The organism is Ochrobactrum sp. BTU1, from assembly GCA_018798825.1.
Taxonomy (GTDB): domain Bacteria; phylum Pseudomonadota; class Alphaproteobacteria; order Rhizobiales; family Rhizobiaceae; genus Brucella.
The window spans coordinates 959,833-974,115 of the sequence record CP076354.1; the positions used below are offsets into that span (position 1 = coordinate 959,833).

The window sequence follows — 14,283 nt, forward strand, 5'->3', positions numbered from 1 at the left end:
CACAAGGCCTCCCACGCACATGATCCGCATCGACAGCATCAGCAAGTCCAACAGCCACCGTATTCTCTTTATCGAAGCTTCTGCCGCGTTGAATCGTGGGGAAAAAATTGGTCTCGTCGGCCCGAACGGTGCCGGTAAAACCACGCTTTTCCGCATGATTACCGGCGAAGAACTGCCCGATGAAGGGCAGGTGAATGTCGAAAAAGGCGTGACGATCGGCTATTTCAACCAGAATGTTGGTGAAATGGGTGGTCGTTCGGCTGTCGCGGAAGTTATGGAAGGCGCAGGTCCGGTCAGTGTTGTGGCCGCAGAGTTGCGCGAACTTGAAGCCGCGATGTGCGATCCTGATCGTCTTGACGAAATGGACGCGATTATCGAGCGATACGGCGAAGTGCAGGCTCGCTATGAAGAACTCGACGGCTATGGATTGGATGGTCGTGCGCGCGAAGTGCTTGCGGGTCTGAGTTTCAGCCAGGAAATGATGGATGGCGATGTCGGCAAATTGTCCGGCGGCTGGAAAATGCGCGTGGCTCTCGCTCGCATTCTTCTCATGCGCCCCGACGTTATGCTTCTCGACGAACCGAGCAACCATCTCGATCTTGAAAGCCTTATCTGGCTTGAAGCTTTCCTCAAAAACTATGATGGCGCATTGCTGATGACCTCGCACGACCGCGAGTTTATGAACCGCATCGTGACCAAGATCATTGAAATCGACGGCGGCTCGCTCACGAGCTATTCCGGTGACTATGCCTTTTATGAAGGCCAGCGTGCGCTGAACGAAAAGCAGCAGCAAGCGCAGTTTGAACGCCAGCAAGCAATGCTTGCCAAGGAAATCAAATTTATCGAACGCTTCAAGGCACGCGCATCACACGCATCTCAGGTACAGAGCCGTGTGAAGAAGCTTGAAAAGATTGATCGCGTGGAACCGCCACGTCGTCGCCAGACAGTGGCTTTCGACTTCGCACCAGCGCCACGATCTGGCGAAGATGTCGTCAGCCTCAAGGGTGTCAACAAAAGCTATGGCAGCCGCACGATTTATGACGGGCTGGATTTCATGGTTCGTCGTCGTGAGCGCTGGTGCATCATGGGCGTCAATGGTGCAGGCAAGTCGACATTGCTCAAGCTTGTCACCGGCACAACGGAGCCTGATCAGGGGATCGTCAATCTCGGTGCGAGTGTGAAGCTTGGCTATTTCGCACAGCACGCCATGGATATTCTCGACGGTGACAGCACCATTCTTGAATGGCTGGAACAACGCTTTCCAAAGGCAGGGCAGGCACCTTTGCGTGCACTTGCAGGCTGCTTCGGCTTTTCTGGCGATGATATCGAAAAGAAATGCCGTGTGCTTTCTGGCGGTGAGAAAGCGCGATTGGTCATGGCAGCAATGCTGTTTGATCCGCCAAATTTCCTTGTACTCGATGAGCCGACTAACCATCTGGATCTCGACACCAAGGAAATGCTCATTCGGGCGCTTTCCGCTTACGAAGGCACAATGCTTTTCGTATCGCACGATCGTCGTTTTTTGTCGGCGCTCTCCAATCGCGTACTGGAACTCACGCCGGACGGCATTCACCAATATGGCGGTGGCTATACGGAATATGTTGAAAGCACAGGCCAGGAAGCGCCGGGCTTACACGTCGGATAAGAAAAAGGCGGGAAATTTCCCGCCTTTTCTTTTGTCATATGCTTAGCGGTAAACAATGCCGCCATCAGTCAGGATAGCCTGTCCGGTAATATAATCTGAATCTGGGCTCGAGAGGAACGATACCAGCGAGGCAACGTCTTCCGGGGTCTGGGCGCGGCCAAGAGCGATGCCTTCAACATACTTCTTGTAGGTTTCGCCCTTTGGCGCACCGGTGATCTCCGAGAAGCGCTCATCGATCTCAACCCACATATCGGTGCCGACGATGCCCGGGCAATAGGCATTCACCGTTATGCCTGCGCTCGCATATTCTTTGGCGGCGGCTTGAGTCAGCGCACGCACAGCGAATTTCGTGGCCGAATAAACACCCAGCATTGCGAAGCCATCATGGCCAGCAATCGACGAGGCATTAATAATCTTGCCCTTATGTCCGCGCGCTTTGAATTTGGCTGCTGCTGCCTGAATGCCCCACAGAACACCTTCGACATTGATTTTCAGGATACGGTCGACTTCTTCGGGCTTAACATCGGAAATAGGCTGAACCTGTGCGATGCCCGCATTGTTGACGATGACGTCGAAACCGCCGAGTTCCTTTTCTGCATGGTCAATTGCCGCGTAGATATCATCGCGTTTGCTTACATCTGCTGAGAACGTAGAGGCCTTGCGACCCAGTGCTTCAACTTCCTTTTTTACGGATTCAAGCTTGTCTGCTTTCAGGTCGACCAGTGCAATATCAAAGCCGTCTTTTGCAAGGCGCAGAGCGATACCGCGACCAATGCCCTGTGCTGCACCTGTGACCAATGCAACTTTAGCTGTGTTTGACATGATTTATCCTTTTCTGCTGTTAAGCTGATAAGCAGTCGGGAGAACTGCTGTTGTTCAAGCTGGCATTGCCAGATGACATGCACAAGACTGTAGAACGCCGTACTTTCTGTTCATTGATCACAATCAAGTGCGCGCTAAATTATTGATGTGCCAATCAGAAACAGCTTCTTAATTAGATTGGTAAGCAGTATAGTAGATTAAATTTATCAACTTTTAGAATGTGCCATGCGCTTCCGTTCCGACAACAGAAAAACATCCTCAAAAATTGAACTACAACGCCGTCGTTTTCTCGCGATATCAGCGATGGCTTTCGCTACAAGCTTGCTGCCATCGGTACTCTATGCCGAAGAGAGGCAATCTCTACGTATTGCGCTTGCAACCAGTGTCTCCAACCTAGCTGCGGAGGTGGCAGCTACTGAAGCAAAAGAGCAGGGGCTCGATGTCGAACTGATTGAATTCAGTGATTGGAATACGCCGAATACGGCAGTTGCCGATAAGACTGTTGACGCCAATCTTTTTCAACATATTCCCTATCTGGATTACACCAACTCCAAGACCGGAAACGGACTCGTGCCGATAGCACCTGCTTTCAGCACGCCATTCGGGCTTTACTCGAAGAAATATTCAAAGCTCGAAGATCTTCCGGTTAATGCGCAGATCGCGTTTTCAGGCGATGTGATCAATACCGGCCGGTCGCTTCTTCTTCTGCAGAAGGCGGGCTTTATAGAGTTGAAGCCAGGCACAGATCACCGTGCAAGCCTCGAGGATGTTGTTATCTGGAAGAAACCGCTCAAGATCGTGCAACTGGACGGACCACAAATCGCGCGATTACTGGACGAGGTGGATGCAGCGGCGACCTATCCCACTTTTGCAAAACTCGCAGGGCTGGAAGCGTCATCAGGACTGATCTTCGAGAACGAACCGATCTACGCCTTTCAGTTCGTCACACGCCCGGAATTGCGGGATGATGTTCGATTGAAGAAGTTCATCGATATTTATCAGAACTCACCAGCTGTTAAAGCAAAGCTGCAGGAGCTTTACGGGGATATGGTTTCGTTTCCGCGTTGAAGTGCGTAGAGCGCTTGCATTTGATCTCTGGTGGAACATGCGGTTTTTAGTGGTCATTTTGCCAAATAGACCATTGATGCAGAGACGTGGTTCAGCTAGAAACGCCTAGATTGAGGCGATCACGCCTCCCGGCGATGCACCCGTAGCTCAGCTGGATAGAGTGCTGCCCTCCGAAGGCAGAGGTCACAGGTTCGAATCCTGTCGGGTGCGCCATATAATCAATGACTTAGCGTAAATTTAGGTGATGCTCACAGGTTCATTGAACCTTCTGGTCACATGCGAAATTCGCATTTGGATCTAGCCTACAAAGATTCGTTACGGGTTTCGTTGCGCTGACGCCGTTACTTTTAACTTTCCTAATTCTTATTGTTGCTCCAAGAGCGCTCGCGCCTTGTCTCATTAGAAGACTCAGGTTTTATTACGCCCAACTTTAAGAGGGTAAGGTAATATGGCTAAGAAAAGTGTGGCGGGTGCACCAGCCGTTATGGCTGTAGTAGGAGTAATACTCTTGGGTGGCGGGTTTTATCTCCAGTCCAGCGGATCGGGTGTTTCACCGGCCGATCAGTCGCGCTGTGAGGAAAACGTCAAGAACCTCTACAAAGATAGCGCCGAAGCCCAACAAACATTTATATCCAAATGCAATGAACCGGGCGTCGTTGCGATGATTGATGCACGGGTAAATGGCTCTGGTGCGTCTGATACAGCCACGGCCATTGCGTCGGCCAACCAGTCCGAGATCGGCTCTGGCGCTCTTGGTTACGGTATCATGGGTGTGGGCGTAGCACTGCTTATTTCAGGGCTTTTTGGCCTGTCTCGCGCCAAAAAGCGTGGTTGAAGCCACCGTTTAATACCAGCTCTCTGCAGCTGGCATTAAACAACGAATATGGAATAATTCACATCTTTGAAATCGGCTGAATCAGCCGATTATGTCGCTATTTTCCGTAAAGATCTGAAAGTAGGTGATGAGCAGAACTGCGAATGCATCCTGCAAAACGGGTTCCGGCTTCCAATTTAGTATGCTTTAAGAAGCCCAACGTATTTTAGCAGGAGTTCGACGTGCGCTTATCCAGCAAGGCAGCCTTAACCAGCGTGATCCCTTTTCTGATGGTTTCTGCGGCGCTTGCCGATGCAAAAACGGATTCGCTTCAACTCAGAAAAACTGTGGTTGATGGGCTTTATACCTATATCGAACTGGGCGAAAATTCTGAAGGGCGATCAAAAGCTCTCGGTGTCGAGATGGAAGACAAGGTAAAAGTACCTGTTGCAAAAGCGCAATCGGAATGGCGGGAAATAGCGCAGAACAGTACAGACCAGGCTGGCTATCAAACCTATAAAATGTGCGATACGGCAGCCAGCTCGCTTCAAGATATTATTGATACAATTGCTGGCTACATTAAAAGCGACAGCACGCAAGAGCCTGACTACGAAGCCACTTTGACCAAGTTTGGCGCGGATTTGACCGAGTGCGAAAAGGCACTGGATGTGCAGTTAACTTTCTAGCTTTCAGTATAATGGCGGCATCCATATTTCGAACGCCGCCATTCAGATAATTACTTTAGTTCAGCAATCATATCATCATAGACTTTGCAGGCGCTCGTTGGATCAGAAGCGAGCTGCGACTGCGCGCCGGAAAGCTTCTGAGCAACTTCAGCTGCTTTCTGAGGGTCCTTTGCTGCCAGTTCCTGCATCTTTGTAGAAAATTCTGTCGCTTTTGCAGTAACGTCTTCAGCTGTGCAGGCGAGCGAAGGTGAAGCAGCGGCCATCACAACAGCGATTGCGAGAAGGTATGCTTTCATTGTTCTTTCCTCGTGACTAGTCATAGTTATATTAGACAACTCCCTATAACCGGCTGAATATAAGAGGGAAATAATATTTGAATCACATAGTGTGTACAGATTTAACAATATTCCAGAGCATTATGTACGACGTGCTTCCGCGCCGCATTTCTGATAATTTTGTTAATATCGGTTCTGCTTGATTAGAATAGATCTAGTAAGATCAAAATAGTTGTCGATACTCGAACATTAAGCTTCGTTTTGTTTTCAATTCTCTGAGTTTTGCGCTTATTGAGCACTTATTAATTAAGCGTAACAGGAGATGATATGCGTCATATTCCAACTGCTATTGCCGCATTTATCGGCTTAGCCATTTTGAGTGTCGTTCTGGGGTCCTGGTATACTGTCGACGAGGGGGAACGTGGCGTCATTCTGCGTTATGGAGCCGTGGCCGGCGTTGCACAGCCGGGGCTTGGTTTCAAAATTCCATTGATAGATTCCGTCGTTCGCGTTTCGGTCCAATCCAAGGCAGCTATCTATAACGGCATGGAGGCCTATAGCCGGGACCAGCAACCAGCAACGATGAACCTCTCGGTCAACTATCGTATTCCGCCGGACCGCGTTGAAGAAGTTTATGCCACCTATGGCGGTGAAGATGGACTTCTGTCGCGTTTGGTTGAACGTCGCGTGTTCGAGGAAAGTAAGACTGTATTCGGTCGCTTCGCAGCTGTAACAGCCATTCAGGAGCGCGGTCGCCTTAATCAGGAAATCGCAGACGCTATCCAGAAAAGCGTAAGCGGTCCGGTCATCATCGATAGCGTGCAGATCGAGAATATTGATTTCTCTGATGCCTACGAGGCTAGTATTGAGCAGCGTATGCTTGCTGAGGTCGAAGTTCAGCGTCTGCGTCAGAATGCAGAACGTGAAAAGGTGCAGGCGGAAATTACCGTGACGCAGGCTAATGCGCAGGCTGACGCCCGCCGTGCAGATGCGCAGGCGCAGGCTGATTCTGTGAGGCTTCAGGCACAAGCTGATGCAGAAGCTATTCGTCTGAAGGGTGACGCTGAGGCTCAGGCCATCAAGGCGCGTGGTGATGCATTGCGCGACAACCCAGGTCTGGTTTCGCTCACACAGGCCGAAAAGTGGAACGGACAACTTCCCACGACAATGCTGCCGAACGGCGCCATTCCGATGTTGAACCTTACGCAGGAATAAGACGTTTTGATTAAATGGCGGGTCGCGAGGCTCGCCATTTTTCGTTCGTCCGAAAACAAAGAAACGCGCAAAGCTTCCGCTCTGCGTTTACATTATCTAATTTAACTATCTACTTGATAGGGTAGGAAACTTTGTCCCTGAACATTCCTCTATCTAAGAGAGGAATGGCGCGAGTGACGGGGCTCGAACCCGCGACCTCCGGCGTGACAGGCCGGCACTCTAACCAACTGAGCTACACCCGCGCATTGTTCCGATGCTTTCGATCAGGAACGGTGCTCATGTATGCGGGAACGGGATCAGCGTCAATCGTTTCTATGCGTAAGACCATAAAAAAATTCGGATAATTCTAATTTAAGGCTGATCTTGTGGAAAAGATGGGGGAATGGGAGCATTTCAGCGGCTAAAAAAGCGTATAAAATGGCGGTTTCACTAAGAAGCGGCACATCTGACTAATGTGCCGCCTGCTGGAGATTCGTTTTATCGAACAGATTCGCCCGTTTTGGGATCGATCTTGATTTCGACCTTTGCCCCATTCTTCATAAAATATTCGATTTCATAATAACCGCGATCATTCCAATCGACTTCATCAATATATTGAACATCGGCTGTTTGCTCGATTTTGGCGATTATCTCGGATAACTTTGCGCCTTCTGGCGCGGCTGCAAAAGCGCCGACGGAAGTCGCAGTGAGAAGAATGGCTGCAAGCATGGTGCGCATGAAGAACTCCTTTGATCGTTACAACCTCTAGGTAAGGCCGCAAATTCACTAATCAAGGATACGCTTCGCTGGATCTCTTATTGCCACGAGCCGAAGTGTGTCTGCAAAAAGCAGCCAAACACGAGGAAGGCCGCTATGGCCAGGGCGATCAAGAGTATTTTCATTTTTTGATCATCCGCATTGTTCAGATCACATACAAGAAAACTGTATGTGATCTGAAGCTGTCAGATAGACCGCCTTAAGGAAATGATTTCGATCAACGGTTACGATTATCGACTGAAAATGCGCCAGCACCAGTTGCGACGAGCGTCAGGAATACGAAGCAGAACAGAATTGCCGCATCGCCACCATTTGCAACTGGGAAGAAGCTTTTGGGAAAATGCGCCATGAAATAGGCAAAAGCCATATGACCCGATAGGATGAAGGCGACAGGACGGGTGAACCAGCCCAGCAAGATCAACGCGCCGCCAACAACCTCCAGCAAGGCTGATGCGATTTGCAATGCAGACAGGCTATCAGGGCCGGCAATAGGAAAACTGAATGCTTTCTGCGTGCCATGCTCGATATAAAGCAATGCCGTCACAATACGAAGGATGCCAATGGCATGAGGTTGATATTTGTTGAGCGAGCTGGTTTCTGCCATTAGTTTCTCCAAACATGAGTTTAAAATTCAACAAACCCATGAAGCCGGAAACAGGAAGAAATGCAAGCAATTGCTAATTAGAAATTGTGGTTGATGTCAGCGACAACGAGGCTGTCCCAGCCTCACATCAAACTGGCGCGGACCGACCATCCCATTTTTCATAGACTTTGAAACGATCGTCGCTCTTACGGAACAAGGGCCAGCAATTACCTGATACTGATCTTCTTTTTGATAGATGACCTTGCTGATCGGGTAATTCGGAATGGCTTGCGCAACCGCTTCAATAACAGCGTTCAGTTCTTTTGCGCGCTGATAATTTGGTGCAAGCGCCGCATAGGATACATGGGTCGCAGCCAATAGCGAAACTGCGCCGAGCATGAGTGTTAACCGTGCCATTGCAATCTCCATCCAATAGCAAGTGAGTTACATTGGAGCGGGTAGCGGGAATCGAACCCGCGCATTCAGCTTGGGAAGCTGACAAGCTACCATTACATCATACCCGCCCGCCGTGGTGATAAGGTAACATCAAGTCAGAGCGTTTTCATAATTGAAATTGATGGTATTCGCGACACTCAGTTTGATCCTGGTGCATTCATTAAAAGCCGTAAAAAGAATTCATCTCGTTTCCCCATTGATATCCGAGAATCCATCGCCATTTGCGGTGTTCGATAATTCAACTTGAATATTCAATGGGTAGTTTATGGCCATAGCTTCCAAGCGCCGAGCATTGCTGATCGTCAACCCGAAAGCCCGAAATGGTAAAGGGTTCAGCGCTGATATGCGCGCGATTCTGGAGCAAGGCGGGATATCGCTGGTAGAGAAGACTGCAAAAAGCGACGAAACAATTTCAGATGTCATTCTTGGCAATCGCGATGTTGATTTGGTGATTGTCGGCGGAGGCGACGGTACACTCAATGCAGCCGCAAAAGGACTTATGGAAACGAAACTGCCACTGGCTATCCTGCCCTTAGGTACCGCGAATGACTTTGCTCGTACGATTGGCATCCCCGCAGACCCAACGGAAGCCACGCGCCAATTACTGAATTATCAGCAACTCCCCATCGATCTGGGTGAGGTCAACGGTCATCTGTATTTCAATGTTGCAAGCATCGGTTTTAGTGCTGAATTGGCGCAAAAACTCAGTGCCGATGCCAAGAAGAAATGGGGCAAGCTTGGCTATGCCATCGCCGCTAGCCGTATTCTGATGAGATCCGAGCTTTTCACGGCCTATCTTGAACATGACGGCATAACCGAAAAGATAAAAACGCTTCAGGTGTCGGTTGGAAATGGCAAGTTTTATGGTGGTGGCATGGCTGTCGAAAAAGATGCAGCCATTGACGATGGAAAGCTCGATTTTTATAGCCTCGAAGTCGATCATTGGTGGAAGCTGTTGCGGCTCCTGCCAAGTCTTCGACAGGGTACCCAGTCAAAATGGGATGATGTGCGCGCATTTCCTACGACGGAAGTTATCATACGCACCAAAAAACCACGGCCGGTGAATACTGATGGCGAGCTCTCGACCTGGACGCCGGCTCATTTCCGCCTGCACCGCAAAGCAATCGAAGCATACCGGCCAGCATCATTCTAAGATAAGATAAAAAATGGCCCGCTCTCATTGAACGGGCCCAATTCATGACGTTAGGTGACTGGCTCGGAGGTCATAAGAGCCGTATAAGTAACGGCTCAACTCCGGGATTGTTCCCGGACTAGAAGAAAAAGTACCAGATAAACAGCACTACAATAAAAGGCACGCCAAGAAGCCAAAGGATAAGTGCACGGAACATTTTGTTTCTCCTTCATGTTGAAAAATCAACGCGCTAGAAGCACCAAAGTTCCCTGTTCGTTGAGACAGATATTTAACCATCCACAACGACTCAATTGTGGGATTTGCAAAAGCTTTAATGATCCGTCAATAATTCGGTGACATCACTAATTCCTAATAGATATTTTCGATCGACTGGTCGTGTGTAGAGTTGCGGGCGTGTGGCGTATGAGTTCGAACCGGTGGCAAAACCGTGCTGGAAACGTAGGGCTATCGATTAAGCGTGAAAAACGCGGATCGACTGCAATGTTGACATTCATGGCATTAGCCGTGGCTCTCGCGGGTTGTGCGAGCGCTCCACAACCGAAGTCATCGAAGAAAAAACACCCCAAAGAATATTTTGCCGAATCCAAATATGGCGTCAAAGCCAGCCCCCGAGTTACCAATGTTCAAGGGAAGCCTCTGCCTCGCGGCGGTGGGCGCAACCAGATCGGTCAACCCTATCAGGTCAAAGGCCGTTGGTATTATCCAAAAGAGAACAAGAACTACGCCTCGACGGGCCGCGCCTCTTGGTATGGCAGCGCTTTTCATGGCCGTCTGACCGCCAATGGCGAAATCTACGACATGACGCATCTGACGGCAGCGCATCCAACAATGCCGCTGCCAAGTTATGCGCGTGTCACAAACACTTTTAATGGCAGCTCCATCATCGTTCGCGTGAATGATCGTGGGCCATTCGAGCGTGATCGCGTTATCGATCTGTCGCAGAAGGCTGCCGAAATGCTGGATTACCAGCATCATGGTACCGCTGATGTGAAGGTTGAATATGTTGGGCGTGCGCCGCTTGATGGGCAGGATGATGCTTATCTGATGGCGTCTTACCGTTCGGGCAATGGCGATCCTATCGGACAGCCAGCCACGGGCGTCATGATGGCCATGAATGCGCCGACACCAACACCTGCGGGTATCGCAGCCATGCCGGTCCCACAGTCTTCGCCATTTGAAGTTAATCCCGCTTATGGCGATGGCGAAATGCCGTTGCTTCCTGCCAACGTTCCAGTTCCATCGCAGCGTCCGGCTGGCAGCTTTGGCGTTGCCACAGCAGCGCGTATTGGCGGTCTTGGATATGCGTCGGATCGCCTGGCTGCATCAGCCTATGCAGAAGAGCGTACCTATGGCAGCATCCTGACAGCAAACGCTGTTTCCGATGCATGGAAGCGTCGCAATACGGAAGATCAGCGTGAATATGTCGAAATCGGCATGTTTAACTCGCTGGAAGATGCGATGAAGCTCGAAAAATCTCTGCCTCGCTCTGCGCACGTTACGCGCACAAAAATACCGACAGAGCAGGGTGATATTTACGAGCTGACAGCTTTTGCCGAAAAGGGCAATAACGACGATCTGCTTCGCGCTGCATGGAAGGCTGGAGCGACCGACGCCTTTGTCGTTCGTGCGGACTGATTTCGGCCAGAAACGCCGCTTAGCTTCGTCAAAGAAGAAGCATGACGGGTGTAAGATGGGGCGTTTCTCGATAAGCATAAAGCTTGCATCGGCGGTTGCCGCTGCCGTTTTAATAGCCGCACCGTGCTATGCGCAGACGGTGCAGGCTGGCTTTGCAACGAAAGCGCCACAGGTGCTTTTGTTAGACGACAAGAGCGGCACAGTTCTTCTTTCAAAAAATCCGGATATGAAAGTCCCACCGGCATCGCTTGCCAAGCTGATGACGGCGGAAGTTGTCTTTGAGGCGCTTGAAAAAGGCAACACGACGCTCGAAACCACCTATCCGGTTACTGAATATGCCTGGCGTACCGGCGGAGCGCCGTCCGGCACATCGACCATGTTCGCTGCCATTAAATCCACCCCGACCGTTGCCGATCTTCTTCAGGGCATGATCGTGCAGGCGGCCAATGATGGCGCCATCATTCTCGCCGAAGGCCTGTCTGGTAGTGAAGGTGCTTTTGCTCAAGCAATGAATGAGCGCGCGAAAGAGCTTGGCTTGACTAGCTCGAATTTCGTGAACTCCACCGGATTGCCTGCTCCCGGACAAACGGTGACGCTGTCGGATCTGATAAAACTCGCGCGCCACATCCACAGCGCTTATCCGGAACGCTATAAATATTACGCGCAAGAAGCGTTTACCTGGAACAAGATCATGCAGCGCAATCGAAACCCGCTTTTGCGGCTCGACATCGGTGCTGATGGCATGGGAACGGGTTACACTGAAGCGTCCGGTTATGCGCTTGTTGGATCGGCAGAACAGAACGGGCGTCGGCTTTTCCTGGCGATGAGTGGTCTAACAAGCATCAAAGAACGTGAAGAAGAGGCGAAGAAGCTCATTCAGTGGGGTATGACTTCATTCGATACCGTGAATATTTATGCGGCTAATGAAGAGATCAGCACGGCGAAGGTTTTTGGTGGTTCGGCGTCCAGTGTTCCGCTGAAAGTGAAAGATGGCGTTGAATTGTTGCTCCCCAAGGAAGGGCGCGACAAGCTGAAAGCGCGTATTACATATCAGGGACCTCTCAATGCACCTGTTTTAGCCGATACTGAGGTCGGGACGCTGCAGTTTGAACTGAATGGCAATGTCGTTCAGCAAATGCCACTTTACACGGCGCAGGAAGTACCTGTTGGTACGCTATCGCAGCGAGCCATGGGCGCAGTCATGGAACTCTCCACCGGTTGGTTGAGGAAGTATCTTTAACGCGCATCCCGAAAAGTGCGTACCGGTTTTCGGATGTGACGCGGTTTAGAAGAGATATCCGACGTTCCGAACTGATGTAATCAGATCGAAAAGCGGTCCAGATACTCGACCTTGCGAACAAACGCCGCTAAATAGATTAGGAGCCTGAACAGGCGATAATTCAGTTTGCGGAAGTCAATTTGACCGGATTATTCATTACATTCGAGGGTGGGGAAGGCGCGGGTAAATCGACCCAGATCGCCTTGCTGGCAGAGCATTTGCGCGCTCTTGGGCTTGATCCATTGATAACACGCGAACCCGGTGGTTCTGCGGGTGCAGAGGCTGTTCGCCATGTGATTCTGAGCGGTAATGCCGAAAACTATGGTCCGGCCATGGAAGCATTGCTGTTTGCCGCCGCGCGTGCCGATCATGTTGATCAGCTGATCCGTCCTGCGCTTGCTGAAAACCGCATTGTGCTTTGCGACCGCTTCATCGATTCGAGCCGCGCCTATCAGGGTGTTACAGGCAATCTCAATGCCACCTATATGGCGGCGATTGAGCGTATCGCCATCGACGGTGCCATGCCTGATCTCACGATCATTCTCGATATTCCTGCGGAAAAAGGTCTTTCACGAGCCAACAAGCGGCGAGGGGCTGACGTGGCGGATCGTTTCGAGAAAGAAGCGATTGCCGTGCATGAAGCGCGCCGTCAGGCTTTTCTTGCCATTGCAAAAGCTGAACCCGACCGCTGCAGGATCGTCGATGCGGACCGCGCTCAAGATGTAATTTCTGCCGACATCATCGCCATCGCTGATGAAATTCTGAAGAAAAGAGGTCTTCTGTGATCGAAGAACTCGATGTCCCCAAAGCTCATGATTCCATCGAGGGCGTGGCCGAACCGTCGGCAAGCGATTATCTCACCGGCCATAGTGAAATCGCCGCTTTTCTCGCACAGGCCTATCGCGAAGACCGTATGCATCATGCGCTGCTTTTTGAGGGCGAGCAGGGTATTGGCAAGGCGACTCTGGGCTTTCATCTGGCAGGCCATATGCTGGCTCATGCAGACCAAGCACTTGCCCCTGAAACTATAGGCGTACCTGATTTCAGTAAGCCACTCTGGCGGCAGATCGCAGGCGGTATGCATCCAGCTGTGCTGCATATCAACCGCCCCTTTGATCAGAAGACGGGCAAGTTTAAAACCGGTATTCCCGTTGAAGAAATTCGCCGTGTTACCCATTTTCTGACCCGCACGGCATCTGACGGCGCATGGCGTATTGTGATTGTCGACCCCGCCGACGACATGAACCGCAACGCTGCCAATGCGCTTCTCAAAACGCTGGAAGAGCCGCCAGCCCGCGCAATCTTCATTCTGATTTCGCATTCGTCGGGACGGTTATTGCCGACGATCCGTTCACGCTGCCAGAGCATCCAGTTCAAGCCACTTGCGGATGAGCCACTCACTAATGCATTGGAACATATCGGGCCAAGTGTTGGCCTCGATGCGGGTGACATCACGCCAGCGTTGCTCACGCGTTCAGAAGGCAGCGTGCGCAAGGCGCTGCTGCTTGTAGCACACGGTGGTCTGGAAGTATCCGATACGGTTGATGCAATCTTGCAGGGGCAGAATTTCGACCTGCCGAAAGCACAGGCGCTATCAGGTGTTCTCAATGGCCGCGAGGCGGAGGTTCAATATGAGCTGTTCCGCGATTATCTCATGAGCCGCATCGCCGATGAAGCTCGCCGCTATGCAGATTCGGGCCAACTGCGCGAAGCCGATCAGTGGTCACGCTACTGGAGCGAACTGACACGCGAAATTTTCAATGCCGAGACCTATAATCTCGACCGCAAGCAGGCCGTTATGATCCTTTTGGAAAAAACGCATCGCGCTTTTCGATCTGGCGTGCCTCCGCTTACGTGACATGCCGACTTAGTTGCGTTATGTCACCGCTAACGTTT

15 protein-coding genes and 3 tRNA genes are annotated in these 14,283 nt (G+C 50.9%); 11 read left to right on the forward strand and 7 right to left on the reverse strand.

Annotated features, from left to right (window positions below; all coding sequences use genetic code 11):
* The first annotated feature begins 19 nt into the window (after nt 1–19).
* Nucleotides 20–1,645 (forward strand): ATP-binding cassette domain-containing protein, encoded by a 1,626-nt coding sequence (locus tag KMS41_04610; GenBank protein ID QWK78519.1) that lies wholly within the window; start codon nt 20–22, stop codon nt 1,643–1,645.
* Between the two features lie 42 nt (nt 1,646–1,687).
* Here the strand turns inward: KMS41_04610 and KMS41_04615 are convergent, their stop codons facing one another.
* A complete protein-coding gene (locus KMS41_04615) occupies nt 1,688–2,467 on the reverse strand; it encodes an acetoin reductase (GenBank protein ID QWK78520.1) in 780 nt (259 codons plus the stop codon).
* 303 nt (nt 2,468–2,770) lie between these two features.
* On the opposite strand from KMS41_04615, the gene KMS41_04620 reads away from it, so the two are divergent.
* From KMS41_04620 to KMS41_04635, 4 genes are all read left to right on the forward strand, one after another.
* Nucleotides 2,771–3,535: a MetQ/NlpA family ABC transporter substrate-binding protein gene (locus tag KMS41_04620; GenBank protein ID QWK78521.1), complete on the forward strand. Its 765-nt coding sequence runs from the start codon at nt 2,771–2,773 to the stop codon at nt 3,533–3,535.
* A gap of 136 nt (nt 3,536–3,671) precedes the next feature.
* A tRNA-Arg gene (locus tag KMS41_04625) sits at nt 3,672–3,748 on the forward strand.
* A 295-nt stretch (nt 3,749–4,043) separates the two neighbouring features.
* Nucleotides 4,044–4,370, forward strand: a complete 327-nt coding sequence (locus KMS41_04630; protein QWK78778.1) for a hypothetical protein — start codon at nt 4,044–4,046, stop codon at nt 4,368–4,370.
* A 221-nt stretch (nt 4,371–4,591) separates the two neighbouring features.
* Nucleotides 4,592–5,035 carry a hypothetical protein gene (locus KMS41_04635; protein ID QWK78522.1) on the forward strand — a complete coding sequence of 148 codons (444 nt, stop codon included), beginning with the start codon at nt 4,592–4,594 and terminating at the stop codon, nt 5,033–5,035.
* Nucleotides 5,036–5,085: 50 nt separating this feature from the next.
* On the opposite strand, the gene KMS41_04640 is transcribed toward KMS41_04635, so the two are convergent.
* Nucleotides 5,086–5,331, reverse strand: a complete 246-nt coding sequence (locus KMS41_04640) for a hypothetical protein (GenBank protein QWK78523.1) — start codon at nt 5,329–5,331, stop codon at nt 5,086–5,088.
* Between the two features lie 306 nt (nt 5,332–5,637).
* On the opposite strand from KMS41_04640, the gene KMS41_04645 reads away from it, so the two are divergent.
* On the forward strand, nt 5,638–6,525 hold the full coding sequence (locus KMS41_04645) for a prohibitin family protein (GenBank protein QWK78524.1): 888 nt from the start codon (nt 5,638–5,640) through the stop codon (nt 6,523–6,525).
* Between the two features lie 165 nt (nt 6,526–6,690).
* Here the strand turns inward: KMS41_04645 and KMS41_04650 are convergent.
* The 5 genes from KMS41_04650 to KMS41_04670 all read right to left on the reverse strand — a co-directional run bounded on the left by KMS41_04650 (nt 6,691) and on the right by KMS41_04670 (nt 8,388).
* Nucleotides 6,691–6,767 (reverse strand) — tRNA-Asp (locus tag KMS41_04650).
* Nucleotides 6,768–7,002: 235 nt separating this feature from the next.
* Nucleotides 7,003–7,242, reverse strand: a complete 240-nt coding sequence (locus KMS41_04655; protein ID QWK78525.1) for a PepSY domain-containing protein — start codon at nt 7,240–7,242, stop codon at nt 7,003–7,005.
* A gap of 256 nt (nt 7,243–7,498) precedes the next feature.
* Nucleotides 7,499–7,885 carry a DoxX family protein gene (locus KMS41_04660; GenBank protein ID QWK78526.1) on the reverse strand — a complete coding sequence of 129 codons (387 nt, stop codon included), beginning with the start codon at nt 7,883–7,885 and terminating at the stop codon, nt 7,499–7,501.
* A 96-nt stretch (nt 7,886–7,981) separates the two neighbouring features.
* Nucleotides 7,982–8,281 carry a hypothetical protein gene (locus tag KMS41_04665; protein ID QWK78527.1) on the reverse strand — a complete coding sequence of 100 codons (300 nt, stop codon included), beginning with the start codon at nt 8,279–8,281 and terminating at the stop codon, nt 7,982–7,984.
* Between the two features lie 33 nt (nt 8,282–8,314).
* A tRNA-Gly gene (locus KMS41_04670) sits at nt 8,315–8,388 on the reverse strand.
* Between the two features lie 197 nt (nt 8,389–8,585).
* Between KMS41_04670 and KMS41_04675 the strand changes: the two genes are divergently transcribed.
* The 5 genes from KMS41_04675 (at nt 8,586) to KMS41_04695 (ending at nt 14,245) form a co-directional block, all read left to right on the forward strand.
* Nucleotides 8,586–9,473 carry a lipid kinase gene (locus tag KMS41_04675; protein QWK78528.1) on the forward strand — a complete coding sequence of 296 codons (888 nt, stop codon included), beginning with the start codon at nt 8,586–8,588 and terminating at the stop codon, nt 9,471–9,473.
* A gap of 402 nt (nt 9,474–9,875) precedes the next feature.
* The gene (locus KMS41_04680; GenBank protein QWK78529.1) at nt 9,876–11,108 is read left to right on the forward strand and encodes a septal ring lytic transglycosylase RlpA family protein; all 1,233 of its coding nucleotides are present in this window, start codon (nt 9,876–9,878) and stop codon (nt 11,106–11,108) included.
* A gap of 55 nt (nt 11,109–11,163) precedes the next feature.
* On the forward strand, nt 11,164–12,348 hold the full coding sequence (locus KMS41_04685) for a D-alanyl-D-alanine carboxypeptidase (GenBank protein QWK78530.1): 1,185 nt from the start codon (nt 11,164–11,166) through the stop codon (nt 12,346–12,348).
* 179 nt (nt 12,349–12,527) lie between these two features.
* Nucleotides 12,528–13,172: a dTMP kinase gene (gene tmk, locus KMS41_04690; protein ID QWK78531.1), complete on the forward strand. Its 645-nt coding sequence runs from the start codon at nt 12,528–12,530 to the stop codon at nt 13,170–13,172.
* Nucleotides 13,169–14,245, forward strand: a complete 1,077-nt coding sequence (locus tag KMS41_04695; protein ID QWK78532.1) for a DNA polymerase III subunit delta' — start codon at nt 13,169–13,171, stop codon at nt 14,243–14,245. The genes tmk and KMS41_04695 overlap by 4 nt, the downstream gene beginning before the upstream one ends.
* Nucleotides 14,246–14,283 lie beyond the last annotated feature (38 nt).